This window comes from Flavobacterium riviphilum, assembly GCF_055231795.1.
Genome location: NZ_JBUYSY010000007.1, coordinates 16,834 through 38,332, shown reverse-complemented (window position 1 = coordinate 38,332; position 21,499 = coordinate 16,834). Strand labels below are relative to the sequence as shown.

Genomic DNA, 21,499 nt, shown 5'->3' with positions numbered 1-21,499 from the left:
AGTAGCGAACTACAAATCAATTTTATTAATCTTTTTATTAATTTTTGTTTAATATTCGTTTAACATGCTACAAAAAAGTTGCTCCTACATTTGACAAACGCAAAATTTATAAATCAAATGAGAAGGTTTTTTTTAGGTCTACTGTTCTTTACTTTAACAATTGGATATTCTTTTAATGATGCTACGAATTATGTGATGAAAAATAATGGTGAAAAAGTAGTAATTCACCCTGCTTTTTTCAGATTAGACCAATCTAATGAATATATAATTTTCAAAGTAAGTGCTATTGCTAAAGAAATCAAGTTACATTTTAGTGAATTTAAATATGTTATTATTAAAAATTTAAAGTTTGTAACGCTAAATTTTGGTGGTAATAAAGGGTTTAAAGGATTTTTTATGTTATGTGAAAACTATGATCATTCGCTCGTTTTTACAATTGAAAATCCAATAGAATCTAGTGAATTTAAATCGTATCATTTTTATATTATAGACACAAACAACACTATAATAGAAGAGCATAAGTTTGATAATGCATTAACCAATAAATCTATTGCCCTACGTAATGATATTTTTGGAAAAATAAATTTCTTTTTTAATTCGTGTAGTGATTTTGCGAAGAGATTAGTAACGTTAGATAATAATGCCCCAGAAAGTAAAAGTATCTCTATTTTAGAATTATTTGATCAACCCATATTTTATGATTGTAAATAATATGCAACGTTTACTCCTTTGGCGGTCGTGTACAACAAATGCCTTACGCCCTGCCTAAAAAATAATAGCGTGTACATCACAGTCACTGAAATAAAGACAATCATAATTATCTTCTTATTTTAGAAAATTCCCAAGGTATCCCCATCTAGGGTCAGGTCGCGACCTGTCCACTTAGTTTAAACAAAATCAACACCAAGCCTAAAGCCCAGTACTGTCAACGAAAAATACAATCTCTATTCCTCTCGTCTGCAACCAGTGACTATTGCCAGCCTAATTCCTTCATGAGCTTTAACTTTAACATTAGTATCACTCCTTAAATTCGGGAGACACAATTAAGAGGTAAAAAACCTACAAAAGCACAAGAAAAACGTTGTAAAGTCAGAATATCCTTTTTAAAAAACACAGTTGATTCAGCGTTCATAAGTCACTCATACCAAACGCAATAGCAAAAATTTTATCTTAAAAAAAAAGAAAAGGTTTGCTTTCAGCTTCTTTTTTTTTGATTACTTTCGCGCAAAATTAACTCAAACTTAACACAAATGAAAAAAATCCTAGCCTTTGCCTTGTTTTTCATTGGTTTACAATGCCTTACAGCACAAACAACCACATCAAGCATCAAAGGGAATGTAAAAAATTCAAAATTAGAAGCGCTACCGGGAGCGTCCATTGTGGCCATTCACACCCCTTCTGGCACGAAGTATTCCTCAATTTCAAATGAAGACGGTAGATTTAGCATCCTTAACATGAGAATTGGTGGACCTTACGAAATTACGGTAAGCTATGTTGGCAATCAAAATCAAAAAATCAATGAGGTGTATCTTGAATTAGGAAAAGCAACCGCTCTTGATTTTGTTTTAGCTGATGAAAGTCAAAATTTAGAAGAAGTTAAAGTAATATCCAAAAGCAAAGTTTTTGCAAACAACAGAACCGGAGCCGAAACAACTATCGGAAGAAAAGAATTGACTGCTTTACCTACTATCTCTCGTTCTGCTGAAGATTTCACAAGACTAGAGCCATCAGCAAGTGGTGGATCGTTTGGAGGAAGAAATGATCAATACAATAATTATTCTTTGAACGGTGCGATTTTCAACAATCCTTTTGGATTGGATGCAGCAACCCCTGGAGGACAAACGGGTTCGCAACCTATTTCATTAGACGCAATTGATCAAATTCAAGTAGCTACCGCTCCATTCGACGTTACTTTATCTGGTTTTACTGGAGCTTCTGTTAATGCGGTGACAAAGTCAGGAACCAACGCTTTTCACGGAACAGCTTATGGTTTCTATAGAAATGATGCCATGACAGGAGACAAAGTTAGAGGCGAAAAAATTGTGGTTCCTAATCTAGAACAAACACAAGCTGGTTTTAGCATCGGAGGTCCCGTGATTAAAGACAAAGTATTCTTTTTTGCTAACTTTGAAATCGACAAAAGAAGTGATTCTGGATCTAATGTAATTGCCAACAATGTGGATGGCATTAACGGAGTAAACGAATCTAGAGTATTAGAAAGTGATTTGATCTATGTTTCATCCGAATTAGCCAAATTGGGTTACAACACAGGATTATACCAAAACTTTACTCACTTTTCTAATTCCAGCAAAGGGATTGTGAAATTTGACTGGAACATCAACGACAATCATAAAGCGGCATTTATTTACAACTTTTTAGATGCATCAAAAGACAAACCAGCCCACCCAACGGCTATCAGAAGAAGAGGTCCGGATATCAATACCATACAGTTTGAAAACTCTGGATATCAAATTAACAATCAAATCAATTCTTTTCTGGCTGAATTAAACTCAAAATTTTCAGAAACGATCACTAATAAACTACAAGCAGGATACACGCATTTTAATGATTTCAGAAATCCATTTTCTACTCCAGCACCCGTTATTAGTATTACAAAAGATGGATCACCTTACATCATTGCAGGACACGAACCTTTTTCTATCAACAACAAATTAGATCAAAAAGTATATCAAATCAACAACAATTTGAATATTGTTAAAGGAGACCACACCTTTACTTTAGGTTTTTCTTTTGAAAAATTCCTTTTCAAAAACTCTTTCAATCTAAAAGGATATGGTTTTGATGTTTTTGGTAGTGTAGATATGGATGGCTTCAAGGCTAATATGGCTAATGGGTATTATGCAGATGCTTTTGCTGCGGCATTAAATACATTTAATTCTAAAAACAAATTAGAAGCAGGAACTAATGGTGGATGGAATTTATCGGAAACAACCGTAGGGCAATTAGCTTTTTATGCGCAAGACGAATGGAATGTAAATGATACTTTCAAATTAACTATCGGATTAAGAGCAGACAAACCTTTGTATTTCAACACGTCTGATTTAATTCAAAAATTTATTGACACTGACAATTCAGAAGGGTATTTACCCAACATCAATTACTTCGACCCTTCTACAGGAGCTACTGTAAACTTTGATTCTACTAAATTACCTGGCAACGCCTTATTGTGGTCACCTAGAGTAGGTTTCAATTGGGATGTAAAAGGTAATAAAACCACTCAATTACGTGGAGGTTCTGGTATTTTTACGGGTAGATTACCTTTCGTTTGGATCGGAAACCAAGTAAGTGGTATTGATCCCTTCTTCTATCAAGTGGTAGATCGTGATTTTAAATTCCCACAAGTATGGAGAACAAGTTTAGGAATTGATCACAAATTTGAAAATGATTATATCCTAACGTTAGACATGTCTTACAACAAAGACATCAACGGAGTACACGTACAAGATTGGGGATTAAAAACACCAACAAGTCAATTAAATGGAGTGGACAAAAGACCAATCTATGGTGCAACAGACAAAGGAACTTGGAACGATTATGGTTTCCCAGCCGATGCGCATGCCTATGTAATGACCAATACCAACAAAGGAAGTGCTTTTAACTCGTCTGTAAAAGTTCAAAAAACGTTTAACAATGGCGTTTATGCAAGTTTAGCGTACAACTATTTAGTGTCAAAAGATGTGAACTCTATTGAGGCTGAAATCACTGGTGATGCCTTTAATTTCAACCCTGCTTTTGGTAATGTTAACGACGCTGTACTTTCATACTCTAAGTATGGAGACACGCATCGTTTTATCGGTGTAGGTTCTAAAAAATGGAAATACGGAGCAAACGACAAATGGGCTACTACCGTTTCAACTTTCTTTGAGTATGCACAAGGGGGTCGTTTTAGCTATACCTATGGTGGAGACATCAACAACGATGGTGCTTTTGGAAATGATTTAATCTACATTCCAACAACTGCCGAAGTTAATGCTATGAATTTCACAGGCGCTGGACAAGCAGCTGCTTTTGAAAACTACATCAAACAAGACGACTATTTGAATGCCCACAGAGGAGAGTATGCACAACGTTACGGTGCCTTAGCGCCATGGAGAGGAAAATGGGATCTTAAACTATTACAAGATTACAACTTCAAAGTTTCTTCATCTTCTGAGAAAAAAAATACCATCCAACTTAGTTTAGATGTATTGAATGTAGGCAACCTTATCAACTCAGATTGGGGATTGATTCAAGTACCAAACAGTGTACAACCAATTGGAGTAACGGTTGATCCGGTTACTAAAGTACCAACTTATACGTTCAATGGGCAGCAAACTAAAACATTTAGTTATGAGGCCAGTTTAGCTTCAAGATGGCAAGCACAATTCGGAATTAGATACATCTTCTAGTGCTCAAAACTTCTTTAAAAGGCTGTCCAAATCTAAGGACAGCCTTTTTTTTTGCTCTTTTGATGCTAAAACTAAAAAAAAGGAAGCTTCTGTTGAATGTAATACTTTACTTCATCAATAAGTCTAAATATTTGATTCCAAGTAATAAAGCTAAGTTAATCCCTGCTATTAATTTGTTAGCTCTAGCAACAAAAACTAGTTTTGCACTTTTTTTATAAGAAGTAGCACTATAATGAACGACAAACCTTGGCTCGATTGGACCTTAACATTTTTAACCGCTGAAAAAAATATATATCTAGCCATTATTTTTATCGGAATTGCCTCTGTACTTTTAGGCGCTCTTTTTTGGGCAATTGCTGTGAATAACAAAGCCTTTGGATTGGCTTTAATATTCTTAGGAGTGCTCGAAATAGGCATATTTGGATACCAATATTTTTCGTATGAAATCAAGGAAACAGAAAAAAATGCTTCCTTAACTCAAAACCCTGCTCAATTTATAGCATCCGAAAAAGTAAGCACTCAAAAAGCAGTACAGTCCTTTATCTGGGTCAAAACGACTTATGCCGTACTGATTTTCCTTTTGGCTCTTGCCATAAGTTATAGTGAACAACCCACTGTAAAAGGTATTTTGATGGCGCTTATCCTTCATTTGGGCTTAGCCATTACTGTGGATAACTTTGCCGAAGACTACACCAAAAGCTACTATCAAAAGCTACAGCAATCAAATTAAAATATTCATAAACCAAGCGTTTATGGATAATCATAAAAGCCTAATCCATTACGATTGGGCTTTTTTATACTCCAGTAAAAGCTCCCACCCACATCTCCCCGAAATTGTTTCAAGGGCTATACTTCAATCTCTATTAGATAAACAAATACCATTACTTCCTCCACGTACCGACAGGTCGCGACCTGTCCCCTTTTTAAACTATCCAATTAGAACCTACTAACAACTCCTTTTAAACCTTAAACCTTTTAACCTTAAACCTTAAAATTTAAACTTTAAACTTTAAACTTTAAACTTTAAACTTTAAACCCTTAAACTATTTAAGTCTTTCAATCTTTCACTTTTTCTATACCTCCTCACTACCCCTCTCTTAATTAGCGAAATTTTTACTACAAAAAGTATGCTGTTGTACTAAAACTTGTATATATTTGAAAACAGTAAAAAGTATCCGTAAATAATTCGGAACTACTTTTAACCCAGAATCCGCATTAGACTTCGTAGCGAAACTGATTTATTCAATAAAAGCAAGAGCTCACGGACTATTTTTGAAGAAGGAATACTTTTGTATTTTGAATTTAAAAATGGGAGTAAGTTCTTGGTTTTGAAGAAGAATTTAGTTGTAGTAGATTTCTAATGCGGAATCTGGGTTTAAATTAATTTGTCTTACGAAGCTAAAAACCTAAAAATCCCCTATTAATCTATAATACTATGAAAAAACTACTTTTAAGTATTTCATTCCTTTTAATTTCAATACTAAACTATTCACAAAATTCAAAAATAACATATGGTGTTCAAGCAGGATTAAATTATTCAACATTCTATGGATATGACATCCCTAAAGATTTAAGAAGAGTATTAGACGAAAAACCGGCTTTTGCATTTTTAGGCGGAATCAATTTTGAATATAAAATCAAAGAAAAAGCAAGTTTAAAACTAGAACTTAACTACGAACGAAAAAGTCAAAAATCGAACAACACTATTGAAATAATGAGTATAGTTGGACCTACTCAAATCTATAATTATACTTCCAAAAAAAATTACGAGTATTTAACATTGCCTATATTGTTCAAGTATTATTTTACAGATAAAAACAGTTTATATATTAATGGCGGTCCATTCTTAGGGTATTTATTAAAATCTAATTTAACAAATGACCTCGACAAATCTGTTGCTTTTTTGGCTAACTCCGAGGAAACAACAAATCAGAACAACAGGACTGATTTTGGAATTGCAATTGGTGTTGGAAAAACAATTGAAATAAACAAAAACAACTCGCTTCATATAGAAATAAGAGAAAATCTAGGTGTTACCAATACCAGTAAAAATAAAGTTTGGGACAACGGAGAGGCAAAAACGAATGCATTGAGTATAATTATTGGTTATTCGATAAATTAAAAAATCAATCATCAACAATAACCGTAAAGGTTAATTGGGCGACACTTTAACCAAACAGAACTTAAGCTTTAAAGACAAATAGTTATGAAAACAATAATTGCAATATTCATCTTTTCTTTTTGTACAATTTCAACATTTTCACAAACAAATAGTGGCAATGAAATAACAGCACAAGGAAGTTCAAGAATAAAAGTGAAACCTGATTCAGCGAATTTGAGAATAACGATAGAAAAGCAAAATCTGATTGAAAAAAATGCTATTAAAGAGCTAAATGAAGAAATTGAAAGGTTACAAAACGCACTTTTTAAAATTGGTTTTACTGAGAAGCATATAAAAATTTCTGATTATAATGTGCGTAGCAATCAAAATGATGAGAACAAAAAAGAATATTCTGCCATCAATATACTGTCAATCAACTTCGCTTTAGACAACAAACTTATAGAAGCATTTTATCAAGAAGTCCAAAATCAAAATATTAAAGACTTAGAAGTAGAATTTGAAACTAAAGTTTCCGAAGAATTAGAGAGAACCGTTAGGGAAAAACTAATTCAAATGGCTATAGCAGATGCTAAAAATTACGCAGAAAACGTTGCAACTACATTAAATGTTAAAATTAAAAATGTAAAACAAGTTTCAAAATTTAGTCCCCGAGATTTTTTTTCAGCATCGGAGAAAGTATCAGAAGTGAAGTTTGACAAACCCATGGCGGCTACGATTCCAAATCCAAAAACTTCTTTTGACAAATTTGAAGTTGAAGAAAAAGAATTAGAGGAAACTATAACTATCGTTTACGAAATAGTAAATAAATAGAAAGCGATCACCCAACCACCGTCTGGCAATTTGAAGGGTTTAGGTAAAATTTAAAGTTGGGTTTGTATTTGCAAAATTTGTGTTTAATTGAAATAAATCGCATTTTAAACCCAACCTGCGTGTAGCGCGGGGACGTCAGGCTGTGAAAAAACTAAGTCAAAAAGAGAAATAATTCGGATACCTGTTGGATAAAAATTTCATACAGCCAATTCTCAGAGACTCCTTTTGAGTTTTTTCACAGACTGACGTTAGCGGTCAGCAGATTGGATCACACAGAAGAAGAAAAAATTATAAGTTGAAACCTGAAAAGTGAAATTTGATTATGTTTCCGCCGTTAGCAAACTTTTAAACAACAGCCGATGAATGCCTTTGATATATTTATGATTCTCTTTATTATAGTTTTTGCAATAATTGGCGCAGTTATTTCTAAAAAGATTTTCAAGTTTTTCATTCTAAAAGATTTCCCTTTTAAAAAAGTCGAGAGCAAACTTAATGAAAATGGTTATTTGCTTGAGAAATATGAAAAAATTAATAAAAAGTCTATACCTCCGAATATCAAATTTGATTCGCAGATTTTTGATTTTGCTAGATTTCCTTTTACAAGTTATTACAAAATAATAGCACTAAACAAAGGTAAAAATAGCAGAGAAATTATATTTTTTAAATTTGATAATTCTGTATTAATATTCGATTCTGATAAATATAATTTTGTTGTTGCTGAATAGGTCAAAAAAGTAGAAGCCTGAAAATTGAAAATTTGAACACAAAATTTTGATCGATTTTTTTCAAATTTGTAAGGTCATAAAGATGTTTCAGACAAAAAAACAACTGAAAATTGGAAAAGACAATTATCATAAATTGGAATGGACAATCGTAATAAATAGAGTGCCGAAACATTAATACACGCTACAAGCAAGCTGGACAATTAGTTCAAATTGAAAATGGCATGGTATTTGAAAGATATTGTTAATCAGAAAATTTGTGCTAATTTAGTCCCAAACCGCGTGTAATACCAGAACGTTACACCTAAGTCCATAAGGAAATCAACTAAACAAATATGACCTATGACTATTAAGAAAAACTTGATACTATTGATCTTCTCTGGAATTATGCTGTCATGTAATTCCGATAATGAGGCTATAGAAAAAACGGAAAGTGTCCAACCGATTGAATACACCTTTGTCAAAATGGAATTTATTAATGCTGAACAAAGTGATCCATCCGAACATTATTTGAACACACCAACAATTATATATTCAAACAATACAAGTCTTGCACAAACCTTTCCATACAATCCATTTAACGGAGTTTATGAAACATCGCAATTCTCAGGATTTGATTCATCCATTATTGATCACATTATCAATTCCCCTATTATTGCTGTCCCAATCAGAACGGACAACAATGTTTACTTGGGAGAAGCTAAATGGCCAATTTCAAACAATACTGAAAGACAACAAACTAGTCTAAACTTAGAAAGAAAAATTCAAATTGATCCAAAAAAGAAATTGACATTAAAAACTAAAATCCATTACTTGAAAATTACCACAAAAACAAGATTGACGATTATCAATAAAAAAGAAAATAAAGAACATGTAATTGAAGGAAAATGGGTTGGAGTTTATCCTATAAATGCTGAGATTGAAACAATCTTTACAGACCTTTAAATGATTCAACTTAAAACTCCTGGGTAAAACAGCTAGAGTTTCGTTGCGTGCAAAGCACAAACAATGAAACCCGTGTTGAACGGAACCGCTCAACTTGCAGTACAATAGGGTTAGCGTTCCTGATGTTAATTATCCCGAAGGGTCGGAATCAAGAGACAAGTCGTCTCTTTTTTATTTGCAGTAAGATGAAGTATGGTGTTGGAATTTTTCACAAACTTACGTTTAGGTATGCTTTGCGACACAAAGGAGAACGCAATCATCTAATGCTGAATAAAGCAAAAACAACGAGGCGATATCATAAAAACTTCACGAAAAAAATCAATCCTATTGCTGTTCTATTTAGATTAATTTTGATATTTTCGAAAAATGATGCGATCAAAAATTCACACTTCGTTTTTTCTTGGCTTACTGATATTAGGAAGTTGTTTCATGGCTTGTGATCGATCAACACCCCAAAAGACAGAAGCAAATCCCCTTACTCCCTATCAAAAATATAGTGATACTGCCGAAGATTTTTACAATAAAGGAGTTTACGACAGTGCCTTTTATTATTACAACCAAATCAAAACGCATACTGACACCAAAAAAGACGCAGACAAATTGGTGTATGTATTGCTCAAAATGGCAGCCATTCAACAAATGCAAGGGGATTACATTGGCAGTGAAGCCACCGCAACCGAAGCGCTCTCGTTCTTTCAAAAAAGTACCGAAGCCCAATACAAAGTAGCTATATACAATTCATTAGGTATAAATTACAAAAGCCTATTTGATTATCAAAATGCCATTCGCTACTACCAAAAAGCAAAGGATCTAGCCGATACGCCTTTGCAAAAAGAAATCATTCAAAACAACATCGCGGTGGTCTATATGGACCAACACAACTATACCAAAGCCATACAGCTATTAACACCGCTAGCCCAATCGCCTATGGCTAAAGAAAACGTAGAACATCAAGGCCGCGTTTGGGACAATTTAGGGGCTTGCTATATGCAAATGCAAGATGCCAGAAGTATACAGTGTTTAAAAAAAGCCTTAGCCATACACCAACAATTACAATACGATTACGGACTAGTAACTACCTATAGCAACCTAGCCCAATATTACAAAAAGAGCCATCCCAAACTAGCCTATACGTACGCAGCACAATCCTACTCAAAAGCCAATGCCATCCAAAGTACCGACGATCGCTTGTCAGCTTTGGCATTACTTATGGAAATGAGTACGCCATCACAAATTCAAAGCTATAGTAAACAATACCTTCAACTCAACGACAGTATCAACAAAGCCAAACAAGTAGCAAAAAATCAGTTTGCCAAAATCAAATACGATGCGACACAAGAACGCAATGAAAATTTGCAATTAAAAGCGGAAAAAGCAGAAAAAGACTTAGCCTTAGCGCAACAAAAATTCAGCAATTACCTGCTGTTTTTTATTCTTTTCCTACTAATGATCTCTGCCGTAATAGTGTATTTCTATCAAAAAAATAAAAGCAAAAAAGAAAAACTAGCCGCTATCTATGAAAGTGAAACTCGGATAGCCAAAAAATTACATGATGAATTAGCCAACGATGTATTCCAAACGATTGCTTTTGCAGAAACGCAAGACTTGCAAAACCCAGTTCAAAAAGAAACCCTCTTGGATAGCTTGGATAAAATTTATACCCGAACTCGAAACATATCTCGAGAAAACAGTCCGATTAGCACTGGAGATTCTTTTGCAATAGCTTTAAATGAAATGCTTTCTGGATTTTCGTCTTCCCATGTACAAGTCATTTTAAAAGGGAGTAACGAAATACCTTGGAACAAAATAGCCGATGAAAAAAAAATTGCTTTGTATCGGGTTTTGCAAGAACTGATGGTCAACATGAAAAAACACAGCCAAGGGTCTCTTGTGGTCTTGCGCTTTGAAACAGCATCCAAAGAGTACGTCATTCGGTATTCGGACAATGGAATAGGAATGCCCAACCCCATTCCCACAAAAAACGGACTTCACAATGTGGAAAACCGTATTCGTGCCATTGGCGGAAGTATTATTTTTGAGCCTATAAACTCAAAAGGGCTAAAAATCAAACTAACGTTTCCTAAATAAAACCAACTATGTTTCAAAAAGTTTTGATTGTAGATGATATTGACTTCAATGATGTAGCAGCAGTAAGTGTACTAGAAAACTTGGGAGTGCCTCAAGTAGACTTTGCCAAATATTGCGATGATGCCTTACTCAAAATCAAAAAAAGCTATTTTGACAATACGCCATATGACTTATTGATTACCGATTTATCTTTCAAATCCGACCATCGTATTAGCTTACTTTCCTCGGGAGAAGCCTTAATCGAAGCGGTTAAAAAATTGTTTCCAGAGTTAAAAATCATTGCATTTTCTATTGAAGATAAATCCTATCGGATCAAAGCTTTGTTTGAACATTATGGCATCAACGGCTTTGTTATGAAAGGCCGCAATACCATGATTGAACTAAAGAAAGCAGTAGAAACGGTTGCTGTCCAAGAAGCCCCCTATTTGCCAGTAGATTTACAACACATCTTTCAAGACAAATTGGTCAACGAAATTGATGACTACGACATACAATTACTAGAATACCTATCGCAAGGAATCTCTCAAGAAGCCATGGAATCCGTTTTGAAACAAGCAGGCATTGCACCAAATAGCAAAAGCACCATCGAAAAGCGCATCAGTAAACTTAAAATTTACTTCAAAGCGCTTAATACAACCCACTTGGTAGCAATCACCAAAGATTTAGGATTGATCTAAAAGGCAACTTTCTTCACTCAAATACTAAAAGCATTTATAAAACGGTTTGTTGAGTCGCCCCATTACGGTTTCCCGTAAGGAAATCGCAGTATAGCCCGTTACTTTTGATACCATTCAAAAATAACACAAAGCTATACCCCTATGCCTACAATACTTCTAACTAAAACTTTAGTATTCGGTTTGCTACTATCGGTTGGACTAAGTTGGGCCAAAGGGAAAATAGTTCAACCCTATTCCAATCAGGTTTATGAAAAATACGGGGCCAACTCACTAGCAAATTGGCAAAAAGATTTCCTATACGCTACCCAAACACCTGTATCGAAAGCATTCCAAACACCCCGCATATTTGCTCCAAAAAAAATAAGTTCTTGTAGAAAACGAAAAGGCAAAGTAGCGCTCCCTATATGAAAACCATAGCAATGTTTACCATGTACGCTCCTCCCTCTTTTTCTGCTTTAGAAAACAACAAAGTGTAATACTATAGCCTTAGTGAGTGCATGGCTTTAACTTAGCAAATCAACAACAATCGATATTCTCCTTCCTTTTCAACGGGAGCTCTATGAACACAGGGCAACACTTGTTGCGTTGGATGATCTACCGCCAAGCGCCATAGATGACCTACTCCTAAATTGATGGGCACGGCATCCGGTTGCGCCTGATAATGCAAATCAAAATAGTTTTCTTTCAAAAAATCATCGAAATCCTCCGAAGAACCTTCATGTAATTCTTTCAGCTTTTTTCGAACATCGGGAAGCAGTATTTTCTGTACTGCCTGATCATTGGGGAGGATATCACTAGCTGCTCCATGATAAGTACATAAATAAGTATCCGTGGCAATTGGAGAACGATCAACATGAAACGAATATACATCTGTCGAGATAAAATCAAATACCTCATCCCTATCATAGCATTTTAAAAGATTGAGTGAGGGAGAAGCACCAAAATCGGTTAATAATTGCAGATCGTCAAGAATAATCGCTCTTGCCCTATTTCCTTTTTCCGAGAGTTGCAGTGCTAATAAATCCTCAGGAAATACCTCTGTGATATTTTCTCTGAGTTGTAATTTACTGACAATTTCCTCGAAATCGCCATTCAAATTTCTATACCAACACAAAGCATTCCTTTCTCCCATAAACGCTGTTTGTACAAGTTCAGAAAAAGAAGAAACCAGACCAATTTGCTTGCTATCAGAGAAAATATTGCTCATACTAATAAAAAAGGGAAGTGATTGAAATGTAAAACAAATGTATAAAATTGTTCGGATTCCCCTAGAACAACAAAATCAATCCGTAGTAAATAGATCATAAATCTCTTGTAAAGTTAACTCCACTACGCATACAACCGTTACCCTAGTATGAAAAGGTCTAGCACACAACAAAGGAAACAACCACTACCTCTGGGTGTAATATGATCCAATAACTGTCGTTGGGAAAAAGTCATTAAGCTAGACATTCAAATTACTTCGATGTATAATTTGTATGTTCAAAAATTATGTCATGTAAACCTACATTGCTTTTTTAGCACTGATACTCCCCTCTTTAGAGGGCTGGGGTGTGTTTTTTTTCTTTTCAAAGGATAATGTATTGCAAAACGAAAAAACGATCGACTTATCGTAATGACATCGCCTAATGTAAAAAGAAAATCAAAATATTAACGCTCTTTTTCGTAATAATAATTTATAAGTTGTCTATATTTGGAAAATATTAATGTAATAAATTACTTCCCTAATTTCATTAATTATGGCTACCTAAAGCACTAAATAGGAAATCATATATTAACATGAAATGGATAGTACAAAACAATTTTTCAACAGTTTAAATGACATTCCATAACAACAGTATCATAGAATAAAGGAAATTAAATGCAATAAAAACATGGTGTCTTATTACCAAACAAATTAGCTATAAATGAAGACTAAATCAAAGTACGCAGCATTACTCCTTCTATTGGGGCTATTGACAACTTCCTGTTATACCGTATATCACGTGAAACCTCAAACCTATAATTATTCAAAAAGTATAAAATTCAAAATTGATAAAATAGAAGAAGGAACCCGAATTGCAACTGGCAATGGGCACTATTATACCAATCGTGGAAACAAATTTGTATTTGTATACTTAACATTAAAAAATGACTTGGATCAAAAACAGCAATTAAATTTTGACAACTTTTTGCTAATAAATCCAAAAACTAGAACAAAACATAAAGTAGAATGGGCTATGATGACCGGAATAATTAATATTTGGGGAAATGTAGACTCTGAAATTGGTAAAGGTGATGAAAAGAAAAGAAAATTAGTCTTTATATATCCATCAGAAGAAAAAGCAGGATGGCTCATGGTTAATGATTCAATAATTGACATCGAATACACCCAATAGCCACATCTACTTACCACAAACCTTTCAATCGCAATTCAACAACAACAATACTTTTGCTAGATCATTTCCCCCAAATACACTAACTAATCATTACAAGGCACCATAGTTATTTACTTTGGGGCGCAACAAAGCAATTTGGATGGTCAAAGTAAGCAATACGATTCCAGCCATAAACGCAAAACTTGTTGCCAACATCCCTTCGTCAGAGAACTTACCCAATAAGGTAGTTACAATTGCTCCACACGCAATTCCTCCTAAATTTAAAATTCCATAGGCTGTGGCTCGGTGTTCCGAAGCTACAAACTGACAAAGGATTGGCATATTGTTGGCATCAAACATACCAAATCCAAAACCAAAACAAAAAGTAGCCAAAACAATGTGCAGCAACGAAGAACCATAGGTAATAAGCAGTAATGCGGGAATCGTTAAACAAAGACCAATGGCACTAGTATACACTCTTCCTTTTATGTTCTTTTGTACCCATTTATCAGATAAAACACCTCCAAACAACACCCCTAATAGAGAAGAAAAAGAAATAGCGATAGTGGCTAATGGCCCCGCTTGTTCCATTGGAATTCCTAACTTTTCAGAGAATAAAGTAGGAAGCCAATTTTTTGTTGCCCAACCAGGTAAACTGATCGTAGCAAAGAAAAAAAGGATCACCCAAAAAGAAACATTTGACAATAACAAGCTCAATCCTTTGAAAACCGAGAATTGACTTGTGGTAGCAGCAGTTGTTATTTGATCAATTGGTATTGCAATGGCTTTTTTCTCTTCTAAACATACCATCAACAATAACGCATAGACAATGCCAATCAAACCAAAGGTGTTAAAGGTGGTTTGCCAAGAAAACACAGCGGCAATAGTCGCACCAAATCCGCCCAATGCCGACCCTAAATAAATGCCCGTCATATGAACGCCAATGGCAAGCGACCTTGATTTTTGTTGGTGATAATCCGCAATTAAAGCAAGTCCTGCTGGAATATATAACGCTTCGCTCACCCCCATTAGAGCTCTTAACCAATACACTTGTTGGTAAGTAGTACAATACCCCATGGCATAAGTCACTACTGACCAAACAAAAAGACTACCAATAATTAACCATTTTCTATTGACCCGATCAGCAACCACCCCCGCTACAGGGCTCATTAAAGCATAAATCCATAAAAAAATAGCCATGAGTCTACCGAAGTTTTCTCCTGAAACAATCTCGGGTATATCGATTTGCATGGACGGCCGCATAGTGGCCAACATCTGACGGTCTAAATAATTTAACAATGCCACGCCCCATAAGAGCCCCACCACAATCCAAGGATAGTATTTTGAATTTTTCATTTGTTTCTTTTTGAGTTAAATTGGTTGTTTTCTCAAAGAAAACCAGAGTCGCTATGAATCCTAAAAAACGGATTCGTAATAACGCTTTAATTTGTAGTCGAAAATAATCTAAGACTAAAACAACCTTAAATAAGATTAGAGGTTGGATTTAAATTGGTCAAAATCTAGTGATGCCACGTCTTCTTGAAAAGAAATAAAATCCTTCGCATTCATATTTTTTACCGGAAGTCTAAATTGTCCCATATCCATCCCAACCAACTTCATATACGACTTCCCTACAGCTATACCACCATATTTACCTAATAAACGAATCATGTCTATGGATTGCTGCTGTAGTTTTCTTGCTTGTGTCAAATCATGGTTATGAAAAGCCGCCATCAGTTCATTGTAAAGTGGAGCTGCATAATTGAAAGTACTCCCAACAGCACCCTTTGCCCCTAGCACCAAGGCAGACAACATATTTTCATCTCTACCCCAAAGCATGTCCAATTTTCCATTTTCATAAGACAAACAACTTTGAAAATCCATAAAATCTTCGTGGGTGTATTTTACACCGACAAAATTGGGCAATTGCTGATCTAATAGTTTAACCAACTCGAACATAGGTAAATTCACTCCCGTCAATACCGGAATATGGTAATAGTAAAAAGGCAGATCTGGTACGCTTTCGGCTACTGCGATACAAGATTGTGCTAACATATGTACATCCGAGGGTTTGAAATAAAAGGGAGCGGTCATAGAAACAGCGTATACTTTCATTTCATTAGCATGCTGAGCCAATTCGATACATTCACTTAAACAGGTTCCCCCTAAAAAAACCATAATTTTAAATTCAGAATCTCCTTGAGTGCATTCGGCCCATGCAGCTGTTATGGCTTTTTTCTCTTGAAGGGTCAAGGAAGCACCTTCTCCTGTTGAACCATTAATAAAGGCACCTTTAACCTTGTTCTTCTTTAAAAAAGCATAGTAACTTGGAATTTTCGAGAGATCGAGTATACCCTTATCATCTAAGGGTGCAAAAGGCGCCGCAATAAGCCCTTCTAAATGTTGTATTTTCATTTTGAATAGTGTTAATAGTTGAGAAACCCAAATCCTATAATCAGGAAGGGATGGCGAAATAGGTAAGGCAAATGAAGTATCAACATACTCCACTTGCCTTAATCCAGACTTAATTGTATGCCTTATTTTGAGTTAAATTTTCATTTTGCCTTAAAGTAGCTTCAGCTAATGGCCAGAGAAGTTTAGAATTTTCATCATACACATTGGTTTGAATCGTTGCAACTTCTTGCGCTATTCTTCCACTGCGAATCAAGGTGAACCAACGACTTCCTTCAAAGGGAAGTTCAACTAAATTTTCATCTAAAATAGCTTGGCGCAATTCTGCTTGGGTAGTAGCTACAGTTCCGGGTAGTCCTGCTCTATTTCGAACATCGTTCAACTGTATTTTAGCTTCGGCAGTTTTGCCTAATTCATTCAAAGCCTCGGCATACATCAATTTAATTCCACCTAATCGGTACACCATGATATTGCTATCAAAAACGCGTTGTGTACCTTGCCCTGCAGATCCAATGTATTTGATACACATATTGGTAGCCCCCAAAGCGTTGAATTTTACAAATGTGGCCGCGGCTCTTAAATCGGTTGCAGGCGCATTAGCATAGGCGTTCATAATTTTATCAGACAATTGATAATACATTTTACCTCCTGTAAAAGGGCCTTGAGCCAATGGAGTCAAATCGGCACCTAAGTTACCTATTTCTTGTGCCCCCATATTGTATTGAATAGCCCAGATGGTTTCGTTATTGTTCTTTACTTTAAAGATATCACCAAAATTACTCAACAAAGAATACATAGGGTTGGCAACGATAGAAGCTGCAGTATTGGCCGCTTCTTGCAAATCTTGATTACCAGTTTTTTCTACTCGTGCCATCCATAGTAAAAAGTCTACTTTTAAAGCACTTACAACTCCCTTAGTAGCTCTACCTCTATCAGATACAGCATTACCATAAGCCGTCGGAACTCTAGACAATGCATCTTCTATATCCTTACGCACTTGAGCAAGTACTGTAGCTCTGGGCGTTCTTTTAGGTTTTAAATCGAGTTTAGCATCATCAATGGCTTCTATAAGCAAAGGTACATCGCCCCAAATTCTGGTTGCCATAAAATAAGAGTATGCTCGTATAAAATAAGCCTCTCCCATTAATTTATCTTTTGTAGCAGCATCCATATTGATATTGGGTATGTTCTTCAAAGCGAGATTGGCCATGTTTATGGCTTGATAAAGATTACTCCAATCAGTACCAATAGTGGTAGGCGTAAGATTATTGGCCCAAACGCCTTGTGCGGTTATACCCGCATCGGTTTGACCTTGTTTGGCCACATCTGATCGTCCGTCGGTCCAGTGAATATAGCCACCAAATTCACTTCGGTAGATTTGCTGAAGTTTATCATAACAACCTATAATTCCTGCTTGTGCATCGGCAGAAGTTTTCCAAAAAGAACTTGAGGTGATAACACTTATGGGTTCTTCTTCTATAAAACTATCACAATTTACAAACATCATTGTGACAATGATAAACCAAAAATATTTTACTGTTTTCATAAATTGATTTTTAAATGTTAAAAAAAACTAGAAGTCTAAACTCAATCCAATAGTAACTGCCTTACTCAAAGGATATAATCCACGGTCGATACCAAACTGAAATCCTCCATTTTGATTGGCGTTATTGTTTTGAGCAATACTCACTTCCGGATCAAAACCAGTGTATTTGGTTAATGTCCAAAGATTGGTACCTCTAGCATAAATTTTCAAACCACTTATTTTTAGTTTTTGTAAAAGAGACTCTGGAAACGCATAAGTTAATGTTACTGTTTTTAATCGAAGAAACGAACCATCTTCCAAGAATCGTGTCGAAGGTCTGTTGACAACTGCATCAGAGTTGTTAGAAGGGTCGTTTAGTACATTCCTAGGAATATCTGTAATATCTCCTTCTTTTTTCCAAGCTCTTAAGTTGTCTTTTAAATAATTAGTTCTATACCCTCTGGATAAATCTGCTCGGAATAAATTAAAAATTTCATTGCCTTCAGAGAATTGAAAAAATGTTTCAAGTGTAAAATTTTGGTATTTAAAGGTATTGTTAAACCCTCCGGTAAAATTTGGAATGGGGCTTCCCGCAATTTTCTTATCTTTAGTATTGATGATACCATCACCATTTTGATCCACCCATCTTACATCACCTGCTTGAGGTACTCCACCATTAACGGTAGATATTTTATCGATGTATCCTGCCGCTTGCGCTTCGGCTGTGGTAGCAAATACACCATTGGACTCATACAGATAAAAAGACCCAAGTGCTTCTCCTTCTCTTAAAATACCAATTACCCCACCAAACAAATAACGCTCCGTTTGCTGAATATCATTGCCGCCTGGTAGTTTTTTTACGCGGTTATTCAAAAAAGAGATATTAAAATCTGAATTCCATGAGAAATCCCCTTTTTTGAGTATCAATCCTCCCAACTGAACATCCACCCCCTTGTTAACCACCTCGCCAATATTGGTTACTAACGATTCAAAACCTGAAGTATTAGGAAGAGCTACTTGAAAAAGCAAATCTTTTGTGTCTTTGATCCAATAATCAGCAGAAAGTGTAAAACGTCCGCCAAAAATTGATACATCGGCACCAATATTAGTTTGTGTTGTGGTTTCCCAAGATAAATCAGAATTGGGTAAACCATTTACTGCCGTTGCAATACCAGCAGAACCGGCATAATTATACCCAGGTAAATACGTGCCTTGTGCAACGAAATTATCAATGTTTTGATTTCCTGTTTGCCCCCAGCTGCTTCTTATTTTTAAATTATCAAACCATGATGACTTCCAAAAATCTTCTTGTGCAATATTCCATGCGGCAGAAACCGAAGGAAAAGTACCATACTTTCTTCCAGAACCAAATCTTGACGATCCATCTGTTCTAACCGTAGCAGCCAAAAGATACTTTCCTTTGTAATCATACTTGGCTTTTCCAAAATAAGAGGCTAACGAATTGGAAGTAATACTAGAGGTAGCTTGCAACAAATTGGCCCCTGCATTAACCGTGTAAACTGCATCCGAAGCTGCATTATTGGAACGAGCTATTAATTGCTCTGTTCGATTACGTTGAAACGAAGCTCCTCCTAAAACACTAATGGTATGATCGGAATTTATCGTTAACTTATAGTTTAAAACATTCTCATTAATCCAACCTAAATCTTGGGTGTAGGCTGCTGCAGATTCTCTGTTGTTGGAAAAAGCCAATACACCAGGAAAAAAATTGTCTTGTCTTAAACTTAACAAATCAGCCGCAAGGTTGGTTCTAAACGTTAAATTGTTTGCGATTTGATATTGAGCAAAAACATTCACATTGGTACGATTGGTTCGCGTATCAAACTTACTCAACTCGGCCACTTGTTTAACATTAGGATAAAAAGGAATACCGGGTGCATAATTGCCTTGACTGTCATAAACTTCTTGTGTAGGAACATTTCTCAATCCTCTGTAAATCACTCCGTTTTGTCTTGGCCCTTCATCGGTTCCTTTTCGATAAGCAAAGGAATAGGCAATATTGGCTCCAAAATTCAACCTATCATTGGCTTTGAAATCCAAATTGAATCTCGAACTCACTCTTTTGTAACCCGTATTGATAATAATACCATCTTGATCAAAATAACCTAAACTTGCTGCATAAGTCACATTATCACTTCCACCTTTAGCAGAAAGATTCATGCTTTTTAACAAAGCTTGTCTAAAAATTTGATCTTGCCAGTTGGTGTTTCCATCTTGAAATTGTGGATTGGTTGTATATACCAAATCCGATCGGTTAGCAAAAGGCAATCCGGCATTTCGCAACATTTCTTCTGACACCTTCAAAAACTCTTCTTTATTTAACAAAGGCAATGTGTTTGTAATACTTTGATTACCTCCATAAAAATCGACATTGAATTTTGTTGGACCACTTTTCCCTCTTTTGGTAGTAATAAGTACCACCCCATTAGAAGCCCTTGCTCCATAAATAGCAGCCTCAGAGGCGTCTTTCAAAACCTCAATAGATTGTATATCGTTTGGATTTAAATCTGCTAATGCATTGGTTCCTACATTTCCATCATAGCGATCAGGACCAATGGCTAGCGACCCAAAACTTCCAGATTTAGAAGGCACACCATCAATTACATACAAAGGATCGCTTCCCGCACCAATTGATGAAAAACCTCGAACTCGTACTTGAATAGCCGAACCAGGTTGTCCTGAATTTTGTTGCACTTGAACACCTGCTAATTTTCCTTGAAAAGCCGATTCTACAGAAGCTGCAGGGCTATTTTTCACTTCGCTCCCACTTATTCTTGATACTGCTCCGGTCACTTCTTTTTTGCGAACCGATTCATATCCTACCACTACTACTTCATTTAATTTGGTAGTATCTTCTACCAAAACAATGTCAATCGAATTGGCACCGTTTACAGCAATTTCTTGTTTCAAATAGCCTACATAAGTCACTACAAGAATAGCATTCTCAGGAGCTGCAATTGAAAAATTTCCATTTTCATCTGTCTTAGCACTGATTCGTTTCCCTTTTACGGAGACGTTTACCCCTACTAATGCCTCTCCACTTTCATTAGTAATTTTTCCTGTTACTTGTTGTTGTATAACGAAGGACGCAGCAATTGAGGGATGATTTTTGGATTCAATTTCTAAGGCACGAGTACTTTTTGCTATTGCTGATGCCGAAATTTGAAAAGACAAAGTGATCATCATAAGACTAGACACACCTTTTATCTTTTTTGCATGACAAATCCTTCCAAAATTTAACGTATTTTTTTGGGTTAAAAAATTCATAATTTCACATTGGTTTGTTAATAAAATATTCCTTGCTTGATTAAATATATTGAATACTAAACCACCCTTGTAACAAGGTTTCCAAGATTGAGTATCAATATGGATTAAAGTGTTTGTTTACTTCACAACTCACCTTAACCGTAA

The 21,499-nt window shown here is 35.4% G+C and carries 16 protein-coding genes; 11 read left to right on the top strand and 5 right to left on the bottom strand.

The window, feature by feature from the left end; translation table 11 throughout:
* The first annotated feature begins 117 nt into the window (after positions 1–117).
* From ACZIX2_RS08530 to ACZIX2_RS08485, 10 genes are all read left to right on the top strand, one after another.
* Positions 118–711, top strand: a complete 594-nt coding sequence (locus ACZIX2_RS08530; RefSeq protein ID WP_463339675.1) for a hypothetical protein — start codon at positions 118–120, stop codon at positions 709–711.
* 539 nt (positions 712–1,250) lie between these two features.
* On the top strand, positions 1,251–4,409 hold the full coding sequence (locus tag ACZIX2_RS08525) for a TonB-dependent receptor (RefSeq protein ID WP_463339674.1): 3,159 nt from the start codon (positions 1,251–1,253) through the stop codon (positions 4,407–4,409).
* A gap of 232 nt (positions 4,410–4,641) precedes the next feature.
* Positions 4,642–5,139: a hypothetical protein gene (locus ACZIX2_RS08520; RefSeq protein ID WP_463339673.1), complete on the top strand. Its 498-nt coding sequence runs from the start codon at positions 4,642–4,644 to the stop codon at positions 5,137–5,139.
* Positions 5,140–5,844: 705 nt separating this feature from the next.
* Positions 5,845–6,531: a porin family protein gene (locus ACZIX2_RS08515; protein ID WP_463339672.1), complete on the top strand. Its 687-nt coding sequence runs from the start codon at positions 5,845–5,847 to the stop codon at positions 6,529–6,531.
* Positions 6,532–6,615: 84 nt separating this feature from the next.
* On the top strand, positions 6,616–7,341 hold the full coding sequence (locus ACZIX2_RS08510) for an SIMPL domain-containing protein (RefSeq protein WP_463339671.1): 726 nt from the start codon (positions 6,616–6,618) through the stop codon (positions 7,339–7,341).
* A gap of 359 nt (positions 7,342–7,700) precedes the next feature.
* The gene (locus ACZIX2_RS08505) at positions 7,701–8,066 is read left to right on the top strand and encodes a hypothetical protein (RefSeq protein WP_463339670.1); all 366 of its coding nucleotides are present in this window, start codon (positions 7,701–7,703) and stop codon (positions 8,064–8,066) included.
* A gap of 339 nt (positions 8,067–8,405) precedes the next feature.
* Positions 8,406–9,008, top strand: a complete 603-nt coding sequence (locus ACZIX2_RS08500; RefSeq protein ID WP_463339669.1) for a hypothetical protein — start codon at positions 8,406–8,408, stop codon at positions 9,006–9,008.
* Positions 9,009–9,374: 366 nt separating this feature from the next.
* Positions 9,375–11,096, top strand: a complete 1,722-nt coding sequence (locus tag ACZIX2_RS08495; protein WP_463339668.1) for a tetratricopeptide repeat-containing sensor histidine kinase — start codon at positions 9,375–9,377, stop codon at positions 11,094–11,096.
* 8 nt (positions 11,097–11,104) lie between these two features.
* Entirely contained in the window at positions 11,105–11,773 is a 669-nt protein-coding gene (locus ACZIX2_RS08490) for a response regulator transcription factor (protein WP_463339667.1), read from the top strand.
* A gap of 141 nt (positions 11,774–11,914) precedes the next feature.
* Positions 11,915–12,181 carry a hypothetical protein gene (locus tag ACZIX2_RS08485; RefSeq protein WP_463339666.1) on the top strand — a complete coding sequence of 89 codons (267 nt, stop codon included), beginning with the start codon at positions 11,915–11,917 and terminating at the stop codon, positions 12,179–12,181.
* A gap of 100 nt (positions 12,182–12,281) precedes the next feature.
* On the opposite strand, the gene ACZIX2_RS08480 is transcribed toward ACZIX2_RS08485, so the two are convergent.
* Positions 12,282–12,980, bottom strand: a complete 699-nt coding sequence (locus ACZIX2_RS08480; RefSeq protein ID WP_463339665.1) for a DUF1826 domain-containing protein — start codon at positions 12,978–12,980, stop codon at positions 12,282–12,284.
* 700 nt (positions 12,981–13,680) lie between these two features.
* Here ACZIX2_RS08480 and ACZIX2_RS08475 point away from each other — a divergent pair.
* Positions 13,681–14,151, top strand: coding sequence for a DUF4352 domain-containing protein (locus ACZIX2_RS08475; RefSeq protein ID WP_463339664.1), 471 nt, complete (start codon positions 13,681–13,683; stop codon positions 14,149–14,151).
* A gap of 90 nt (positions 14,152–14,241) precedes the next feature.
* Here the strand turns inward: ACZIX2_RS08475 and ACZIX2_RS08470 are convergent, their stop codons facing one another.
* The 4 genes from ACZIX2_RS08470 to ACZIX2_RS08455 form a co-directional block, all read right to left on the bottom strand.
* The gene (locus ACZIX2_RS08470; protein ID WP_463339663.1) at positions 14,242–15,486 is read right to left on the bottom strand and encodes an MFS transporter; all 1,245 of its coding nucleotides are present in this window, start codon (positions 15,484–15,486) and stop codon (positions 14,242–14,244) included.
* A gap of 135 nt (positions 15,487–15,621) precedes the next feature.
* Positions 15,622–16,545 carry a dihydrodipicolinate synthase family protein gene (locus ACZIX2_RS08465; RefSeq protein WP_463339662.1) on the bottom strand — a complete coding sequence of 308 codons (924 nt, stop codon included), beginning with the start codon at positions 16,543–16,545 and terminating at the stop codon, positions 15,622–15,624.
* Positions 16,546–16,654: 109 nt separating this feature from the next.
* Positions 16,655–18,088: a RagB/SusD family nutrient uptake outer membrane protein gene (locus ACZIX2_RS08460; RefSeq protein WP_463339661.1), complete on the bottom strand. Its 1,434-nt coding sequence runs from the start codon at positions 18,086–18,088 to the stop codon at positions 16,655–16,657.
* 27 nt (positions 18,089–18,115) lie between these two features.
* Positions 18,116–21,355, bottom strand: coding sequence for a SusC/RagA family TonB-linked outer membrane protein (locus ACZIX2_RS08455; RefSeq protein WP_463339660.1), 3,240 nt, complete (start codon positions 21,353–21,355; stop codon positions 18,116–18,118).
* Positions 21,356–21,499 lie beyond the last annotated feature (144 nt).